This is a genomic window from Candidatus Hecatella orcuttiae (genome assembly GCF_002009985.1).
Taxonomy (GTDB): Archaea; Thermoproteota; Bathyarchaeia; order Hecatellales; family Hecatellaceae; genus Hecatella; species Hecatella orcuttiae.
On sequence record NZ_MTLX02000002.1, the window covers coordinates 286,184 to 302,015 of the forward strand.

General features: G+C 55.6%; 19 protein-coding genes. 13 read left to right on the top strand and 6 right to left on the bottom strand.

What is annotated here, in order from left to right; genetic code table 11:
• Positions 1-54 precede the first annotated feature (54 nt).
• A complete protein-coding gene (locus tag BWM17_RS01670; RefSeq protein ID WP_309492149.1) occupies positions 55-531 on the top strand; it encodes a UPF0179 family protein in 477 nt (158 codons plus the stop codon).
• Here the strand turns inward: BWM17_RS01670 and BWM17_RS01675 are convergent.
• Positions 470-1,219: a peptidylprolyl isomerase gene (locus tag BWM17_RS01675; protein ID WP_309492150.1), complete on the bottom strand. Its 750-nt coding sequence runs from the start codon at positions 1,217-1,219 to the stop codon at positions 470-472. The two genes, BWM17_RS01670 and BWM17_RS01675, sit on opposite strands and share 62 nt — an antisense overlap.
• A 135-nt stretch (positions 1,220-1,354) precedes the next feature.
• On the opposite strand from BWM17_RS01675, the gene BWM17_RS01680 reads away from it, so the two are divergent.
• From BWM17_RS01680 to BWM17_RS01705, 6 genes are read left to right on the top strand one after another with little or no spacing between them, the layout of a single operon-like run.
• Entirely contained in the window at positions 1,355-2,260 is a 906-nt protein-coding gene (locus tag BWM17_RS01680) for a hypothetical protein (protein ID WP_309492151.1), read from the top strand.
• Positions 2,253-3,059, top strand: coding sequence for a phosphopantothenate/pantothenate synthetase (locus BWM17_RS01685; protein WP_309492153.1), 807 nt, complete (start codon positions 2,253-2,255; stop codon positions 3,057-3,059). Before BWM17_RS01680 ends, BWM17_RS01685 begins: the two co-directional genes overlap by 8 nt.
• Entirely contained in the window at positions 3,056-4,363 is a 1,308-nt protein-coding gene (hxlA, locus tag BWM17_RS01690; protein ID WP_309492154.1) for a 3-hexulose-6-phosphate synthase, read from the top strand. The genes BWM17_RS01685 and hxlA overlap by 4 nt, the downstream gene beginning before the upstream one ends.
• Positions 4,364-5,320: a 2-dehydropantoate 2-reductase gene (locus tag BWM17_RS01695; RefSeq protein ID WP_309492156.1), complete on the top strand. Its 957-nt coding sequence runs from the start codon at positions 4,364-4,366 to the stop codon at positions 5,318-5,320.
• The gene (gene coaBC / locus BWM17_RS01700; RefSeq protein ID WP_309492157.1) at positions 5,314-6,579 is read left to right on the top strand and encodes a bifunctional phosphopantothenoylcysteine decarboxylase/phosphopantothenate--cysteine ligase CoaBC; all 1,266 of its coding nucleotides are present in this window, start codon (positions 5,314-5,316) and stop codon (positions 6,577-6,579) included. The genes BWM17_RS01695 and coaBC overlap by 7 nt, the downstream gene beginning before the upstream one ends.
• 13 nt (positions 6,580-6,592) lie before the next feature.
• Positions 6,593-7,459 (top strand): SAM-dependent chlorinase/fluorinase, encoded by an 867-nt coding sequence (locus BWM17_RS01705; RefSeq protein ID WP_309492378.1) that lies wholly within the window; start codon positions 6,593-6,595, stop codon positions 7,457-7,459.
• On the opposite strand, the gene BWM17_RS01710 is transcribed toward BWM17_RS01705, so the two are convergent.
• Together BWM17_RS01710 and BWM17_RS01715 are read right to left on the bottom strand one after the other, a co-directional pair.
• Complete coding sequence (locus tag BWM17_RS01710) at positions 7,436-7,963, bottom strand: nicotinamide-nucleotide adenylyltransferase (protein WP_309492159.1); 528 nt, start codon at positions 7,961-7,963, stop codon at positions 7,436-7,438. The two genes, BWM17_RS01705 and BWM17_RS01710, sit on opposite strands and share 24 nt — an antisense overlap.
• Positions 7,964-8,140: 177 nt before the next feature.
• Positions 8,141-9,358, bottom strand: coding sequence for a glycosyltransferase (locus BWM17_RS01715; RefSeq protein WP_309492160.1), 1,218 nt, complete (start codon positions 9,356-9,358; stop codon positions 8,141-8,143).
• Positions 9,359-9,463: 105 nt separating this feature from the next.
• On the opposite strand from BWM17_RS01715, the gene BWM17_RS01720 reads away from it, so the two are divergent.
• From BWM17_RS01720 to BWM17_RS01730, 3 genes are all read left to right on the top strand, one after another.
• Positions 9,464-10,339, top strand: coding sequence for a CBS domain-containing protein (locus tag BWM17_RS01720; RefSeq protein ID WP_309492161.1), 876 nt, complete (start codon positions 9,464-9,466; stop codon positions 10,337-10,339).
• Positions 10,340-10,434: 95 nt separating this feature from the next.
• On the top strand, positions 10,435-10,713 hold the full coding sequence (locus BWM17_RS01725) for a hypothetical protein (protein WP_309492162.1): 279 nt from the start codon (positions 10,435-10,437) through the stop codon (positions 10,711-10,713).
• Positions 10,714-10,773: 60 nt separating this feature from the next.
• Entirely contained in the window at positions 10,774-11,397 is a 624-nt protein-coding gene (locus tag BWM17_RS01730) for an HD domain-containing protein (protein WP_309492163.1), read from the top strand.
• 24 nt (positions 11,398-11,421) lie between these two features.
• On the opposite strand, the gene BWM17_RS01735 is transcribed toward BWM17_RS01730, so the two are convergent.
• The 3 genes from BWM17_RS01735 to BWM17_RS01745 form a co-directional block, all read right to left on the bottom strand.
• A complete protein-coding gene (locus BWM17_RS01735) occupies positions 11,422-11,904 on the bottom strand; it encodes an adenosine-specific kinase (protein ID WP_309492379.1) in 483 nt (160 codons plus the stop codon).
• A 124-nt stretch (positions 11,905-12,028) separates the two neighbouring features.
• Positions 12,029-12,397, bottom strand: coding sequence for a DsrE family protein (locus BWM17_RS01740; protein WP_309492164.1), 369 nt, complete (start codon positions 12,395-12,397; stop codon positions 12,029-12,031).
• 18 nt (positions 12,398-12,415) lie between these two features.
• Positions 12,416-12,670, bottom strand: a complete 255-nt coding sequence (locus BWM17_RS01745; protein ID WP_309492165.1) for a sulfurtransferase TusA family protein — start codon at positions 12,668-12,670, stop codon at positions 12,416-12,418.
• A gap of 229 nt (positions 12,671-12,899) precedes the next feature.
• Here BWM17_RS01745 and feoB point away from each other — a divergent pair, with 229 nt between their 5' ends.
• Genes feoB through BWM17_RS01760 form a run of 3 tightly spaced genes read left to right on the top strand, consistent with a single transcriptional unit; the run spans position 12,900 to position 15,798 of the window.
• Entirely contained in the window at positions 12,900-14,906 is a 2,007-nt protein-coding gene (gene feoB / locus BWM17_RS01750; RefSeq protein WP_309492166.1) for a ferrous iron transport protein B, read from the top strand.
• On the top strand, positions 14,903-15,085 hold the full coding sequence (locus BWM17_RS01755; protein WP_309492167.1) for a hypothetical protein: 183 nt from the start codon (positions 14,903-14,905) through the stop codon (positions 15,083-15,085). Before feoB ends, BWM17_RS01755 begins: the two co-directional genes overlap by 4 nt.
• Positions 15,076-15,798: a metal-dependent transcriptional regulator gene (locus BWM17_RS01760; protein WP_309492168.1), complete on the top strand. Its 723-nt coding sequence runs from the start codon at positions 15,076-15,078 to the stop codon at positions 15,796-15,798. Before BWM17_RS01755 ends, BWM17_RS01760 begins: the two co-directional genes overlap by 10 nt.
• Positions 15,799-15,832 lie beyond the last annotated feature (34 nt).

Genomic DNA, 15,832 nt, shown 5'->3' on the forward strand with positions numbered 1-15,832 from the left:
AAAACAACACCGAAAAATATGATGTCCTCTTTGATCACCTTATCACCTTCCAGGATGAAGGAGACGAATTCAACGGTGAAGAAAATTTTCACGTTTCTTTCCCTCAACAACGCCAAAGAGGGGTACACCTTCCTCTACGAAGGAAAACCTAAAGTCTGTGAAGACTGCGAGTACGTCAAAGTCTGCCATGAAAACTTAACCCCCCATACCGCCTACACCGTCGCAAGTGTGAAGGAAAAACAGGTAAGCTGCCAGGTTTTCGAAGGAGACGCTCGCCTGGTGGAGGTTCAGCCGGCAGAGGTGGAGGGCGCTGTGGAAGTTCATCTTGCCATTCCCGGCGCGCTCATAAGGTTTAATCCTCAACCTTGCAGCCGGCTTCACTGCGAAAAATTCAACCTCTGCGTCCCCAACGCCTTGGTGGAGGGAGCCGCCTGCAGGGTGATGGAGCTCCGTGAGAGATTCGTCTGCCCTAGGACGGGGGTGCAGCTTCAGGTTTCTCTTCTTTCCCAGCGGGTTGAGGAGGAGCCTTAGCCTCTTTCCGCCGGTGTCTTTCGATGAACGTCACCGTCTCCACCGAGGGCAGAAACTTCATGAAGTCGGCGGCGAGTCCTCTCTTTGCCAGCTGGAGGCCTTCCAGGGCGAAGCTTTCCTCGGGAAGAGTGACGGTGACAGCTTTCTCGGAAATCTCCAGTTCAAACAGGTCTACGTTCACGGGGGGAATTCTCCGGTGGAGAAGGGCCTTCGCCTTTTCCAGAGGAGACTGGAGAACCTGTTTGACCTCCACTTCGTAGATGAGGGTTCGGCCGGCCAGGGGGGGATTGAAATCCACCTGCACTCTCCCCGCGCCTACGCTTCGAATGGTCGCTAGTTTTCCGTCTACTTCGACTTCCATCCCGGGGGAGGGGGAAATATTTTGGTCTTTAAACTTCTTGAGGGGTATCAGCTTGATTTTCCCCGGGTCCCTGAGCCCGAAGGCTCTTTCCGGGGGGATTTCCACTACGGTCTTTTGCCCCACTTCCAAGCCGGGAAGTTTTTCGTCCAGCCCCCTCAGAACCCAGCCTTCCCCGACGACCACCAGCATGGGCTCGTAGAGGGTGTTTTCCCTGTAGATTTTCGCCTCTTTGGCCACTTCTTGGAGGCTGGTGTCGAAGACCGTGTCGGTTTCTTTCACTTTAGCCGTGTAGTCGAGAAGGATGAAATCTCCTTTTTCGATAGGCATGGCAGCTCCCTTTTGAAACTTACCAATATGGGGGGTGGAGGTCTTTAACTTTTTTCCTTCATAGTCAATAAAGGTCTTTATAGTCTTCATAGATAACTTTAATTTCACACATCCTCATCCTAAATCCGAACAGCCATGAAAACCGCTACAGCCTTCGCCCCAGCCCACATCACAGGACTCTTCACAGTGGAAGGACATCGCTGCCCGGAGATGAGAGGGTCCAGAGGCGTAGGCGTCAGCCTAGGAAAAGGCGTTCACACCACGGTGTACGCGGAGAAAAGCCCCCGGTGGAAGACACAGTTTAGGCTCAACGGCAGACCGGCTGAAGCTGAGGTTTCTAAGGCAACGGTGGAAGAGTTCAAACCGTTTGCCCCGCCCCACGAGGTCACCGTAGACCACCGGGTGGAGGTTCCCATAGGAGCGGGCTATGGGTCCAGCGGTGCAGGCGCCCTGAGCTTAGCCTTAGCTTTGAACGAAGCCTTGAATGCAGGGCTTTCCTCCGCCGAGGCCGCGCAGCTCGCCCACGTGGCGGAAGTGAAGTGCGGAACCGGGTTGGGAACGGTGCTCGCGGAAACTTGCGGCGGCTTGGGGTTGAGGGTGAGGGCGGGAGCCCCGGGAATAGGGCTATGCAGGAGGCTGCCTGCCTCCCGCGGAAAAGTTGTTTCCATCTACTGGAAGCCTCTTTCCACCCGGAGTTTTCTGAAAGACCCTCTGGTTCTAAAAAAGATTAGTAGGGAAGGAAACAGGCTTCTTCACCGCTTTATGGAAAAACCTACCGTGGAGGGTTTTCTAAGCTGCTCCAGAGAATTTGCGGACAGGATTTCCCTTTTCACCGGAACCCCCATGCAGGAGTTCATGAAAAAACTGGAGGGGGAAGGTTTTCCCCTTTTCACCGTGAACATGTTCGGCTGGGCTCTTTTCACACTGGTGACTCCTGAGCAGCTTCCTGAGCTTCTGAGCTGCCTTCACAGCCCGAAATTCTTAGGTGGGCGTGTGCTCGTAGCCGACATCGACGGAGAGGGGGCTCGGCTGCTTGGTTGAAGGTTTCATTCCCCCCAGCCACCCCCGAGCTGAATCTTTGAGAGTTAGAGAAAAACTCGTCTCCGCTTACAGGCAGGGAATCGTCGTGGAGGAAGGCCTCATCGCCCACGGCCGGGGGGAATGCTTCGACTACATTTTGGGCGAAAAAACTCAGCCTTTCGCCTTGGAGGCTGAGAAGACAGCGGCGGCAGCGTTGCTTCTGGCTCAGCATCCGGTCATCTCTGTCAACGGAAACGCCGCCGCCCTCTGCGCCGGGGGGCTGGTGGAGTTGGCGAAGCTGGTGGGAGCGAAGATCGAGGTGAACCTTTTCCACTGGTCTGAGAAGAGGGAGAGACTCATCGTGCAGCTCCTCAAGGCTGAGGGAGCGGAGGAAGTTTTGGGCTTAGGCTCAGAGGGGGAAGCAGTCATCCCAGAGCTTCAAAGCTGGAGGGGGAAAGTTAACCCCCGAGGCATCTTCAAGGCGGACACCGTGTTTTTGGCTGTCGAAGACGGAGACAGGACCGCGGCTTTGAGGAACATGGGTAAGAGGGTTATTGCCGTGGATTTGAATCCCTTCTCGAGAACAGCCCTTGCAGCTTCCATCACCATCGTCGACAACCTCCTCCGCGCCGTGCCTAACTTGAGGGCGGCGGCTGAAGCCTTGAAGCACGAGGGGCGAGAGAAGCTTGAAAAAATCGTGGAGAACTACAGCAACCCTGAAAACCTGCGGGAGGCTGTTGATTTCATCAACACCAGGCTTCGCTCCCTCGAATTTGGAAAGTTTGAACATCAACCCCAAACCGGAGAAGGGACGCCTTGAAGACTGGAGAAGCCCCTAAGCTTCAACTGGCCTTGGACTTCACCGACCTCCACCGCGCTCTCCCAGTGGCTGAGGAGGCGGTTGAGGCAGGGGTGGACTGGATAGAGGTGGGCACCCCTCTTATCAAGGGTGAAGGCCTCGATGCTGTGAGAGAGATCAGGCGGAGGTTTCCCGGCCGCGTTGTTTTGGCTGACATGAAGACGGTGGACACAGGGGCCGTGGAGGTGGAGATGGCGGCGAAGGCGGGGGCCGACGTGGTGATTCTTCTCGGCCTCGCCGACGACAGCACGGTGAGGGAGGCAGTAGAGGCTGGGAGAAGGTATGGAGCTCGAATCATGGTCGACCTTCTGGGGGTTGACGCCATGGCGTCCCGGGCGGTGGAGTTGGAGAAACTGGGAGTCGCCTACGTCTGCGTCCACGTGGGCATCGACCAGCAGATGCGGGGGTTAAAGCCCCTAGAAGCCCTCAGGGAAGTGGTGAAAGCGGTGAGGGTTCCTGTGGCCGTGGCCGGCGGGATCAACAGCGAAACCGCGGGTTTAGCCGTAAAAGCCGGGGCCAGCATCGTCGTGATAGGCGGAGCCATCACTAAGGCTGAAGATGTCAAGGCTGCGGTAAAGACCATCAAGAAAGCCATGGGTTTGAGGAAATCCATAGCCACGAGGCTTTACAAGAAATACGAGAGGGAGGAAGAACTTCAGAAAGTTTTCGCTGAGATTTCAACCCCAAACCTCTCCGACGCCCTGCAGAGGATGGAGGAAATGAGGGGAATCAAGCCTGTCACCTCCGGAGTTAAGGCGGTGGGGAAGGCTTTGACGGTGAGAACTTACCCGGGAGACTGGGCGAAGCCGGTGGAGGCTGTAGACCTCGCCTCCCCAGGGGAAGTGTTGGTCATCGACGCGGGGGGCGGAGAGAAAGCCGTGTGGGGAGAGCTGGCCACTTGGAGCAGCATTCAGAGAAAGCTCGGCGGGGTGGTCATCGACGGCGGGATAAGAGACGTGGAAGTCGTTCGGAAGCTCAGGTTTCCCGCCTTCGCCAGGCATGTGACCCCCACCGCCGGGGAGCCCAAAGGATTCGGGGAAATCAACGTGGAAATCCGCTGCGGTGGAGTGAAGGTGCGGCCTGGGGATTGGATTGTGGCCGATGACAATGGGGTTCTGGTCGTCCCGAGGGAGATGGCTGTGGAGGCCGCCAACAGGGGGAAAGATATTTTCGAAAAAGAGCAGAGGGTGAGGGCTGAAATCAGAAGAGGAAGCACTCTCTCCAAGGTTTTGAAGCTGAGAAAGTGGGAGAAAATTCTAGGCTAGGTGGGAGAGGGGATTAAAACGAGGGTCGCCATCATGGGAGCTGGAGCCATAGGCAGCCTCTTCGGCAGCTTGCTGGCGGAGGCGGGAAACGAGGTTTACCTCATCGGCAGAGCCAGCCTCATGGAAGCTGTCAGACAGAGGGGGCTGTGGCTGAGGGGAATAACGGCGAAACATGTTCTAAGCCTTCACGCAGAAGATTCCCCCCAAAACCTGAGAAGCCAAGCTTTCGACGTGGTTTTTCTGACGGTGAAAGCCTACGACACCCAGGAGGCATGCTCCCAGCTTAAACCCATCCTAGATGGAGGAACGCCTGTGCTATGCCTCCAAAATGGAATAGGAGTGGAGGAGAAGGCTGCGAAGGCTTTGGGGAGAAGAAGCCTGTTGAGGGGTGTGACCTTCTGCGGAGCCTTCTTGGAGGCCCCCGGCTCCGTCCGGTTTACAGGCCGGGGGGAAACAGTCTTAGGGCTGCCTTTCAAGGAAACCGACGGTCGTCTCCTAGAGAAAGCTTGGCTGGCGGCAGAAGCCCTCAACGCAGCTGGGCTGCCTGCGAGGGTGGAGAAAAAAATCGAGGGCGCTGTGTGGATGAAGACCCTGATAAACGCTGGAATAAACCCCTACGGAGCTCTGACGGGTTTAAGAAACGGGGAGCTTCTGGAGGTGGGAGAAATGGGAGAGCTCATGGCTGAAACCGTGGAGGAAGGAACTCGCGTCGCCTGCCGGCTGGGGGTGGCCCTCCCCGGCGACCCGGTGGAGGAGATGTTTAGGACTGTGAAGGCCACGGCTGGGAACTTCAACTCCATGCTTCAGGACGTTAGGAGGGGGAAGCCCACGGAGATCGACTACCTCAACGGGGCGGTGGCCAAGCTGGGTTTCAAGGCTTCGGTTCCCGCTCCCTTAAACAGGCTGCTGACTGTGCTGGTGAAAAGCTTGGAAAGAAGGGGGAAGCCTACTTGTTAACCGGCCATCCGTCCAAAGCCATCATAGGAACCGCCGGCAGGCAGCTGGAGGGAAAGCGGATAGTCTTAGGCGTCACCGGGAGCATCGCCGCCCTCCGTGCCCCCGAGGTTGCCCGAGAGCTCATGAGGAGGGGGGCGGAGGTCTACGCAGTCATGACTTCTGACGCTCAGAAGATCATTCATCCCTATGCCTTGGAATGGGCCACGGGAAACCCTGTGGTAACCGAGATCACCGGGAAAATCGAATACGTGGCCGCGGCTGGGGGGGAGGGCATGGCTCCCGTGGACCTGGTGCTCGTCGCCCCTGTCACAGCTAACACCCTAGCCAAGATAGCCTGGGGCATCAGCGACACCCCGGTCACCGCCTATGTTTCCGCAGCCCTAGGGGCCCATATCCCCGTCGTCCTCGCCCCCGCCATGCACCGCTGCCTATGGGACAGTCCCGCTGCCTCTGAAAACCTCAGTCGACTTAGGGCCTTAGGCCTCACCATCGTGGAACCTGAGCTGACGGAGGGGAAAGCCAAACTGGTGGAGGTGGAAGAACTGGTGGAGGCGGTGATTCGAAGGCTAACTCTGCCTACCATGGCTGAGATGAACGTCCTAGTAACAGCCGGGCCGACGGTGGAGTATCTTGACCCCATCCGGGTTCTGACCAACCGAAGCTCGGGAAGAATGGGCGTGGCCCTAGCCCGGGAAGCCCTCCGGCGGGGTGCTCAGGTTACCTTGGTCTACGGTCCCGGCACCGCCAAGCCTCCCTCAGGAGCGAAGGTGATCCGGGTTGAGACTTCCGACCAAATGCGGGAGACGGTGGTTTCCCAGCTTCGGAGAGGAAACTGCCATGTCTTCTTTGCAGCGGCAGCGGTCTCCGACTTCACCCCCCTCCAGCCTTCAAGCCGGAAGCTTTCCACCGCCCAAACCCCTGAGCTCACGGTGAGGCTGAGGGCGACGGAGAAGCTTGTGGAGGAAGTCAAAAGGCTCAGCCCCCAAACTTTTTTGGTGATCTTCAAAGCCGAATACCAAGTGCCTGAAGAGGAGCTGGCGGCTAAGGCTGAGGAGCGGATGAAGCAAACGGAAGCCGACCTGGTGGTGGCCAACGACGTGGGGAGGAAGGGCGCTGAGTTCGGCTCCAAAACCACCGAAGCCCTCATCCTGGATAAAGCCGGAGAAAGGGTAAAGGTTCCCCTCTCTCGGAAAGAAGATGTGGCAGCGAAAATCTTAGACTTGGTACAGGAAAAACTGAAAACCCGGAAGCCCGAATAGCGCAGCCGTGGGGATGGAAAGCTTGGTGGCGAAGGCCAGAAGGCCTGTGGTGACATTGACCACCGACTTCGGCACCGCGGATTCCTATGTGGCGGAGATGAAGGCGGTTATTCTCTCCCTCTGCCCTGAGGCGGTCCTCGTCGACATCACCCACGAGGTTGAAAGATTCAACATCAGAATGGGCGCCTACCTCTTGGCCCGCTCAGCTTGGCTGTTCCCCAGAGGAACCGTGCACCTGGCCGTGGTGGACCCGGGAGTCGGAGGCGGGCGGAAGCCCCTCATCTTGGAGACGCCCTCAGCCTTCTTCGTCGGCCCTGACAACGGCCTCCTGACCGCGGCGGCCAAAAGACAGGGCATAAGCCACGCCTACCAGATAAGGAAAGAATACTGCTGGCCGTCGAAGGTTTCCGAAACCTTCCACGGGAGGGACCTCTTCGCCCCTGCAGCCGGCCACTTGGCAGCGGGGAAGCCTCCGTCCTCCTTGGGCGTAGAGGTCTCCACCTACGTGGAGTCCGCCTTCCCATCTCCTAAAATCTCCGGCAGGATAGTGGAGGGGGAGGTCATCCACGTAGACCGTTTCGGTAACCTAGTAACCAACATAGACCGAAAGCTTCCCGAAACTCGAGGGCTGCGGTTTGGCTCCGCCATCCGAATTCAAGCGGGGAAAATCCAGCACCCCCGAAAGGTTAGGTTTGCTGAAACCTACTCCCAAGCGGCGAGGGGAGAACTCCTACTCACCGTGGGAAGCGGAGGCTTCTTGGAAGTCTCCGTCAACCAGGGGGACGCCTCCAAGCGGCTGGGCTTGAAAGCTGGAGGGAAAATCAAACTGCTCCTCCCAGCCTCCGGGGGGAGAAAACTAGAGCCTATCCGTTCGAGCTAAGTTTCGTATGCGGTCTATGCCGCCGATTTGGACGATGTACTTTGCAACGGAGGCGGGGACGAGGGCTTCCCAGCTTTCGCCGTTGAGAATCTTGTTGCGGACGTTGGTGGCGTAAAGTTTTCTCCTATCCAAGTAGGGAATGCCCTCCACCTTGAAGCCGGCTTCCTGGAAGAGTTGACGGCAGAGGGCGTCGTTGGTGAAAACTACTTCGAACTTGGGCGTGTAGGCCACTACCTGAGCGACCCAGATGCTGTGAACTTGGGTGTCGGGCACGGGGATGATGGAGTAGGAGGCTCTGTCCACTCCCACCTCATCCAAGGCCAGCCTCAGCATGGTGAATCTTTCCCCCGCGGTGAAGGGGTTTTGAGGGTCATGGCTGAACTGGGCGCTTCCAATCCCTATTATCAGCTCCTTAACCTGCCGGAGGGCTTGGGTGACAGCGTGAACGTGTCCCCGGTGAACAGGCTGAAACCTCCCCACGTAGAAGCCTGAATTCCACTTCACCAGCTTCACCCATGGCGTTGCTTAACTCGCTTGACCCAATTCGCTTATCAGGTTTAAGCTTATCTCCAAGTTCGGCTGGAAAATAGGTGTGAAAAAGTGGCATATATGAGCATAGGTTTTTTGGGCGAGGCTTCCCGCTGGGTTGGTGGGGTATTTCCCACTCTTTTTTGTTTAGGCTTACTCGATGAGTTCTAGATGGATTTTCAAATAGTCTTTAAGATGGCGGGTGATGAGGAAATTTCTTCTCACATGGTCTCTCCCGTTGGTCCCCAGCATCCTCCCCAGATAAGGGCGCTTGATGATGAGGGTGACCTTTTCCGCTGCAGCCTCCACGGTGTCCACTAGGAAACCTGTCACGCCGTCTAGGACCTGCAGAGGGATGCCGCCTGTGCGAGTGGCCACCACAGGGGTTCCCTTCCACAAGGCTTCAGTTACCGAGAGACCGAAGCCTTCTCTGAGGGATTTTTGTATCACCACCGTGGAGGCTCTTTGGAAGGCGTTAACCTCCAAGTCTCCCACCCCCTCTCTGTCGGTTAGTATGTGGATGTCTTTGTCGCCTCCCGCCTTTTCCACGGTTTTCTTCAGCCATTCATCTCCCTCGGGGTCGTCTGCAGCCATGGAGCCTACCAGCAACAGCTGGGTTTGGGGAATTTCCCTTTTCACCAGGCGGTAGACGTCGATAACGCCTAAAGGGTCCTTCCAAGGGTCAAACCTAGCTACCTGGGTCAGGATAGGCTTTTCAGGGCTGACTTCGTATTTCTCCAGCATCTTCAAAATTTGGCTTTCTGAAATAGGCTTGTTTTTTTCTGAGAGGGGGTTGATGGAGGGAGGCATAAGGAAGATGTGCTTGTTTCGAAGGTCTTCTTTGATGTAGCTTTGGAGGGAGAACACGAGACCGTCATATTCCAGCACGAAGGGTTTCAGAAAATCCCAGTAAACCGGGTTGGCTTTTGTTAGGTCTATGTGGCATCGCCACACCCATTTCTCAGGTCCCCGGTTTCTAAACCTTAGAAGGGCCGCCGGCTGGGGATCGTGGACCATGATGAGGTCGCCCTTGAAATCAAGCTTTTCCGCGTTCAGCCGATTATATTCCAAGTAGACTTTCTTCATGGCCTCTGTGAGCTTAAGAGGCATTCCTTGGAGGGCGTTGTGGAATTTTTTAGTGACATTGAAAAACTCACTGGAAGCCTCCATAACCTGCCATGAGACGTTTAACCCCACGGTCCTAGCCAGCGGAACCATGTTTTTAAGAAGCTCCGCCACTCCCCCGCCAAAACGGGTTGAATTGATGTGGACGATGGAGGCGCCTTTCACCCAAGAAGCCAGTTTCTCAATTTCAGCTATTTCCTGTTCTCCCACGATAGCCTTGTAGTCGTCTAAGCTGAAAGTAGCCATAAGTCAACCCCTCGGGAGGCGTCGGAGCGTCTTGGAAATATTCATTAAGGTTGATTTTGAATTAGATCATGAAGAGAGACATATAAGCTAAACGGAGGATGAGGGTTGGCCAAGGCTATGGACGTAGCCTATAAGGAGAACCTTTACATCATCGAAAGCTTCGCCCCCCTCATCAAAGCCTTGAAGCTGATGGGTGAAAGAGGCGGCATCTACCGCCTTTCCGTAGTAGACGACCAAAAAAGGGCTAAAGGAGTTATCTCCTCTCTCAGAATCCTCGAATACATCGCCGGCCACAAAGGGAAAATTTTGAAGAAGAAAGCCGGAGGTTTAGAGGCTCTCCTCCAAGAACCCGTCCTCCTCTTTATGGAGGAATATCTTCACAAGCTTCCCTACAGTTTCGCCTTCGAGTGCATCGTCCAGTATATGGTGGAGAACAAGGTCGGCCATGTGATTTTGGTGGATGAAAAGGACTGCATAAAAGGCGTGATCACCGAGCGCCCAGCCATTGAGAGAATTCCCCCCCGCCATTATGGAATAAACCTTTCCGCCATAATGACGCGGAAGGTCCATACCATCAAGCCTGAAAGCAGCATTTTCGAAGCCCTCAACCTTATGGCCGCCCACCATGTGAGAAGACTCCCCCTCCTGTCCGAAGGCGAAGTAGTGGGGGTCCTATCAGCTTCAGACCTTTTTCGCTATCTTGTCAAAACAGAAGGGCCTGAAGAGGCTTTGAAGGAGAAAGAGAATCTGGAGAACCGCCTTTCCGAGGAAGTCGTCACCCTCAGCCTCCCCAAACCGGTGCTCATAGGGGAGCACGAGGATGTGGGAGAACTCTTAAAAAGAGTCCAAGAACGTTGGATACCCTATCACCCCGTTGTTTCTGAGGAGGGAAAACTCGCCGGAGTGGTCAGTGAAAGAGACCTCATCACCCGGTTCTCCCGGGTGCTGGGCATGGAGCGGTTTTTGAAGCTTATCGCTTAGAAAACAAGGGGCAAGGAAGATTTCTTCTTCCCACCTATTTTACTTTCTTTCGAGCGGAATGGTAAAAAGGAGGTTAAATATCATTTAAAAGGTAAGTGGGGCCTGTGTGCAGCTACATCCTCAAGCTTATGTTCGTGAACATGAGAACTGGGCACACGGAAGTGTTTGAGGTAGCCTTGCTCGCCCCCCAAGGTGAAGAGAAATGCTACAAGGCGGTTCTACCCCACCGTCTCTACCACAGGGTTAAAGCCCACTTTGGGGAAGGTCCCTTCACCACGGCTTTCACCCTATCCCATGGGCCCTACCTTCTCCACGGCTCTGTCAAGGCGGATATGGAAGTCCGCATACCGGTAAGTTTCGAGGAGGCAAAATAATTCACCCTAGCTGAGAGGGCGGCTTGAACCTTATATGCTTTAGACTCCAAACATACCCCTATGAACTCGCCCTCAGCCCCTGAATCTTCCGAAACCCTGTGGAAGCTGGTTTTAAAGGTGGGGCGGCTTAAACTGTTTCCCCGCACCGGATGGCTGACTCGCGGCGTGGAAAAGGCCCGCGTAGAATCTGTAGCGGAGCACAGTTTCCGAACAGCCGTCCTAGCCATGATGCTCGCGGACATGCTCTCCCCCCAGCGGAGGGTAAACTTCGCCCTCGTCCTGCGAATGGCTTTACTCCACGATTTCCCTGAAATCCTGCTCAAGGACCTGGATAAAGAGGCTTGGAACTGCCTAACCCCCAGCCTCAAAGCAAAACCCAAGGTTGAAAAAGAAGCCCTGAGAAGACTTCTGGCAGAAGTTTCTCCGCCTCTGAGGAAAAAATACGAGGCTGTTTGGAGAAACTACCGGAGGGGCAGCTCCTTGGAAGCCCAGATAGTGGAGGCGGCTGACAGGCTGGAGACCGCCTTCCAAGCTTACGAGTACGTGGAGGGAGGCTGTCCTCTGAGGTTGGTGGAGGAAATCTGGGAGGACGCTCAAAAGAAAGTCTACCAAACCGGTCTAGCTCCCGCCTGTGCTCTCATGGACAGGCTTAAGGAAAACCTCAGACTTCAGGCGAAAACCTGAAGGCGGAGACCCGCCCCCGCAAGCCTACAGCTTGTAGCCCAAGGTCCTCAGAAATTTTTTCCTAGCCTCCGCGTCCTCCTTCTGCTCTATTCCCTTGGACTTGTAGCCGTCGACGACGCCTAGAATGCCCCTTCCCTGCTCGGTTTCGGCGACGATGACCTCCACGGGGTTGGCGGTGGCGCAGAAGATGGAGCAGACTTCAGACACTCCCTTGATGGCGTTGAGCACGTTGATGGGGTAGGCCTCCTTCAGGAAGATGAGAAAACTGTGGCCGGCTGCCAGCTTGAAGGCGTTTTCCGCCGCCGCCTTCTTCAGGGAAGCGTCGTTGCCTTCGCTTCTCACCAAGCAGGGGCCGGAGCTTTCGCAGAAGCCCACTCCGAACTTGGCTTTGGGAGCGGAGTTCACCACAGCCTCGTAGAGGTCTTCCACGGTTTTGATGAAGTGGGCCATTCCCAAGATGAGGTTGCAGCCTTCTGGGGTTTCGATTTTGACGATTTCAGTTTTCACACCCAACCCTCCAAGGGGATGTTTCCTCTACCTGAGCTAAAAAATTATCCCGCCCTTTTTTTGCTTGATAAAAAACCGTGGACGCGGGGTAAGGGCGGATTTTCCCCTGGTTTCTTCAAGGGTGTTAGAAGTATAGTACCGCGTCGGCGTCTAGGACTAGGTCGTTTAGGGTTGCTGCTCCCACTATTTTGGCGTAGTCCACCACGTTTCCGGGGGTAAGCCCCAGAAGCTGGCAGCTTTGGTCGCAGACCATCAGCTTCACTCCCGCCTTCACAGCCTGGTCCATGACCTCCTTCAACGAAGGGAAGCTTCCCAGCTTCACCTTTTCAGCTTCTCCTCTCTGAACCACGGTCACGCCTTTTATGAGGAAGTATACAGTGGCATCCAAGCCCATGGCCACAGCGGTGGTGGCTAGGATGAAGGGGGCGTAGGTTCTTTCAGGAGTATCCAAACCGCTGGTTTGAACGTAGAGCACCTTTTTCTTTTCCGCCAAACTTTTTCACCTCCCTTTTTATGTCTGCTTCGTCTTTTTTATCAAAAAATGGATCTCCCGCCCTGTCTTCCACAGTCGAAGAAGCTGATGGCCTAGTCTTCGCAGGAGACTTTGGATGTCTTCCTCGCTGGCCGGGTCGTCGGCTATCACCTCCAAGGTTTCTCCCACCGCCATCGAGTCCAGTTCTTTTCGGGTTCGGAAGACGGGTTCAGGGCAGTAGAGGCCTACGAGGTCTAGAATTCTCCGCGGGGAGTTTTGGGTTGACTCAGTCAAGCCGATGACCTATGATAAAAATTATAACACCGTTATTTATGACTTCTTTCCAAACCTCCGAAACCCCCTTCTTTCCAAATTCGCCTAGGGGGAGTCCTTTCCCTGAAAGAGAGGAGGAAAAAAATATATTGAAGGTTTTCGTTATATAAACACGTCTATGTTAGGTGAGCCTAAGTCCTTTGAACGCCCACCTCAAAACCAGTAACCCCCAGAGGAAAGGTTCCCCCTGATGCACCGCCATACCTGTCACGGCAGCGCCCCTCCCCCCTCTTCGAGAAAAGGCTTGAAGAAAATAGCCTTGGTGGGCAATCCCAACGTGGGGAAGAGTGTGGTCTTCCACAGCCTCACCGGCGCCTACGTCACCGTCTCCAACTACCCGGGGACAACCGTTGAGATAGCTCGGGGGAAAATTCGCATCGGCAGAACGGAATACGAGGTCATAGACACCCCGGGCATGTATTCGTTCATTCCCCTCACCGAGGAGGAGCGGGTTGCCAGGACGGTTCTCCTCCGGGAAAAACCCGACCTAGTTCTGCAGATAGCGGACGCCAAAAACCTGGTGAGGATGCTTCCTCTGACCTTCCAGTTGATGGAGGTAGGTCTCCCCGTCATCCTCGTCCTCAACATGATGGACGAGGCTGAAAAGATAGGGGTCAAAGTCGACCCCCAGCGCTTAGAGGAGCTGCTGGGCATTCCCGTGGTGGCCACCGTGGCCACAACCGGACGGGGCATCGAGGAGCTGAAGGAAAGAATAAGAGTCTTCCGCGGAGGCGGGAAAGAGGGAGCTTCCTCCATTCTCGACTACAGTGAGCCTGTAGAATCTGCTTTAGGCGACATATGCGCCTTGCTGAAGGCGGAGTACGGCTTTCCCAAGCGAGCTGTAGGTCTTTTGCTTTTGCAGGGAGATAAAGAAATAAGGGAGCAAGTCAGGAAGGAAGAGCCCCGAGACGGTTACAGCCGAATTGAAGAGCTGGTGGGGAAGACTCAGGCTCACTTCGTTCACCCTTTGGGCTACCATATAGCCTTGAGAAGATTCGACGAAGCCACTTGGATGGTGGCCCAAGCGTCTATGCCACCTTCCCGGGAGATGAGGCTGACCTTGTCGGAGCACCTGAGCCGGTTGACGATGAATCCTTGGACCGGCAGCCTCATTCTCTTGGCTGTTCTGTATTTCGGCATCTACCAGTTTGTAGGCGTCTTCGGAGCGGGGGTGCTTGTGGACTTTCTCGAAGGCCGCATCTTCGAAGGCGTCGTCAACCCCCGCATTACCGCTTGGGTTGTGAGGAGCATCCCCTATGCTACGGTTCAGGATCTGCTGGTGGGCGAGTACGGGGTCATAACCCTAGGTGTGAGGTATGCGGTGGCCTTGATTTTACCCATCGTAGGCACCTTTTTCATCGTTTTTTCGGTCATCGAGGATGTGGGCTATCTCCCCCGCTTGGCCATGCTCATCGACAGGGTTCTCAAAAGGATAGGCCTCACCGGGAGGGCGGTGATCCCCTTGGTTTTGGGCTTGGGCTGCGACACCATGGCCACCATCGTGACGAGAACCCAGGAGACTCGGAGGGAGAGGGTGATAGCCACCTTGCTGATGGCTTTGGCCATCCCCTGCTCCGCTCAGCTGGGGGTTATCTTGGCGATTTTATCCGGGAAGCCTACGGCTTTAGTCCTCTGGGCCGGGACAATTCTCCTAATATTTGTTTTAGTCGGGTATTTGGCTTCAAAGCTTATACCGGGGGAGAAGCCCAGTTTCTTCTTGGAGATCCCCCCGCTGAGAATGCCGAGGCTGGGTAACATTTTGACCAAAACCCTCGCCCGGATGGAATGGTATTTCATGGAGGTCTTCCCCTACTTCCTCCTAGCCAGCGTCCTCCTCTGGGCAGGTCAACTCACAGGGGTTTTCCAAGCGGTGATCGCCGCCCTGCAGCCGCTGGTGCAAGCCATAGGACTGCCTCCAGAGGCGGCGGTGGTGTTTCTCTTCGGCTTTTTCCGGAGGGACTACGGAGCAGCCGGCCTTTTCGACCTGCAGCAGGCAGGTCTGCTGTCCGGGGTTCAGCTGGCGGTCTCCGCCATCACCCTCACTCTCTTCGTACCCTGCATCGCCCAGTTTCTGGTGATGACTAGGGAACGAGGGTTGAAGACGGCGTTTCTCATAGCTCTCTTTATTTTCCCCTTCGCCTTCACCGTGGGTTTCACCGTGAACTTCGCCTTAACGGCCTTGGGGGTTCAAATATGAAGTGTCCTCTCTGCGGCTGCGAATGCGGAGAAAGGGAAGAAGCCGCGGCGTGTAAGGGTTGCCCCTTAGCCCTCGGGGATGCTTGCAGCTTGGCCAGGTGTCCGCGGTGCGGCTACAGCTTCCCTAGGGAGTCAAGGCTTTTGAAAAAACTCAGGGGTTGGAAAAGCGGATGGAAATAAGTGAGCCAGCGGAAGAGGTTTTGGAAGCCCTTTGGACGGTGCTGGAAAAGAAGAACGCCTCCTCCACAGCCCTCCAAGACATCGGATTTAAGAGGGGGGACAGAGAAGTGGAGGAGCTCTTTAAGCTAAATCTGATACGCTCGGTTGACGGGGAAGTGGAGTTCACCGAGGAAGGCCGGAAGCTGGCGGAGGACATCGTTAGACGGCATCGGCTGGCGGAGCGGCTTCTCGTCGACGTCTTGGACCTTAAGGGAAAGCTTGTTGAGGAAACTGCCTGCAAGTTTGAGCACCTCCTCCGAGACGGTGTGGACGAACATATCTGCATCCTCCTCGGCCATCCGAAGATATGCCCCCACGGCCTGCCTATTCCTCCCGGGAGATGCTGCGAGAAGGAGGAGGAGGCCACGGGGAGAATCATCTGCCCTCTCTCCGACCTCAAACCTGGGGAAGGGGGGAAAATAGCCTACATCTACACCTCAGACCGGAGGAAGCTGGAGAGACTGATGGTCATGGGGCTTCTGCCGGGAAGCCCGGTTACCCTCATCCAGCGTAGTCCCTCCTACGTTTTCCAAGCAGGCCAAACCCAGATAGCAGTGGATGAGGAGATAGCCAACAGCATCTACGTGCGCATCGTGGAAGGGGAAACCAGTCCGGAAAAACCTCCCACGCGGGGCCGGCGGAGGTTCCGATTCGGCCTTCGCAAAGGCTGGTAAAACTTTTTACTTCAAACCCCCTAGTAAAAAGGGG

Excerpts from the sequence above, each read along its gene's own strand:
- BWM17_RS01670 (WP_309492149.1), top strand. The coding sequence starts at position 55 with ATGAAGGAGACGAATTCAACGGTGAAGAAAATTTTCACGTTTCTTTCC.
- BWM17_RS01675 (WP_309492150.1), bottom strand. The coding sequence starts at position 1,219 with ATGCCTATCGAAAAAGGAGATTTCATCCTTCTCGACTACACGGCTAAA.
- BWM17_RS01680 (WP_309492151.1), top strand. The coding sequence starts at position 1,355 with ATGAAAACCGCTACAGCCTTCGCCCCAGCCCACATCACAGGACTCTTC.
- BWM17_RS01705 (WP_309492378.1), top strand. The coding sequence starts at position 6,593 with ATGGAAAGCTTGGTGGCGAAGGCCAGAAGGCCTGTGGTGACATTGACC.
- BWM17_RS01715 (WP_309492160.1), bottom strand. The coding sequence starts at position 9,358 with ATGGCTACTTTCAGCTTAGACGACTACAAGGCTATCGTGGGAGAACAG.
- BWM17_RS01730 (WP_309492163.1), top strand. The coding sequence starts at position 10,774 with ATGAACTCGCCCTCAGCCCCTGAATCTTCCGAAACCCTGTGGAAGCTG.
- feoB (WP_309492166.1), top strand. The coding sequence starts at position 12,900 with ATGCACCGCCATACCTGTCACGGCAGCGCCCCTCCCCCCTCTTCGAGA.
- BWM17_RS01755 (WP_309492167.1), top strand. The coding sequence starts at position 14,903 with ATGAAGTGTCCTCTCTGCGGCTGCGAATGCGGAGAAAGGGAAGAAGCC.
- BWM17_RS01760 (WP_309492168.1), top strand. The coding sequence starts at position 15,076 with ATGGAAATAAGTGAGCCAGCGGAAGAGGTTTTGGAAGCCCTTTGGACG.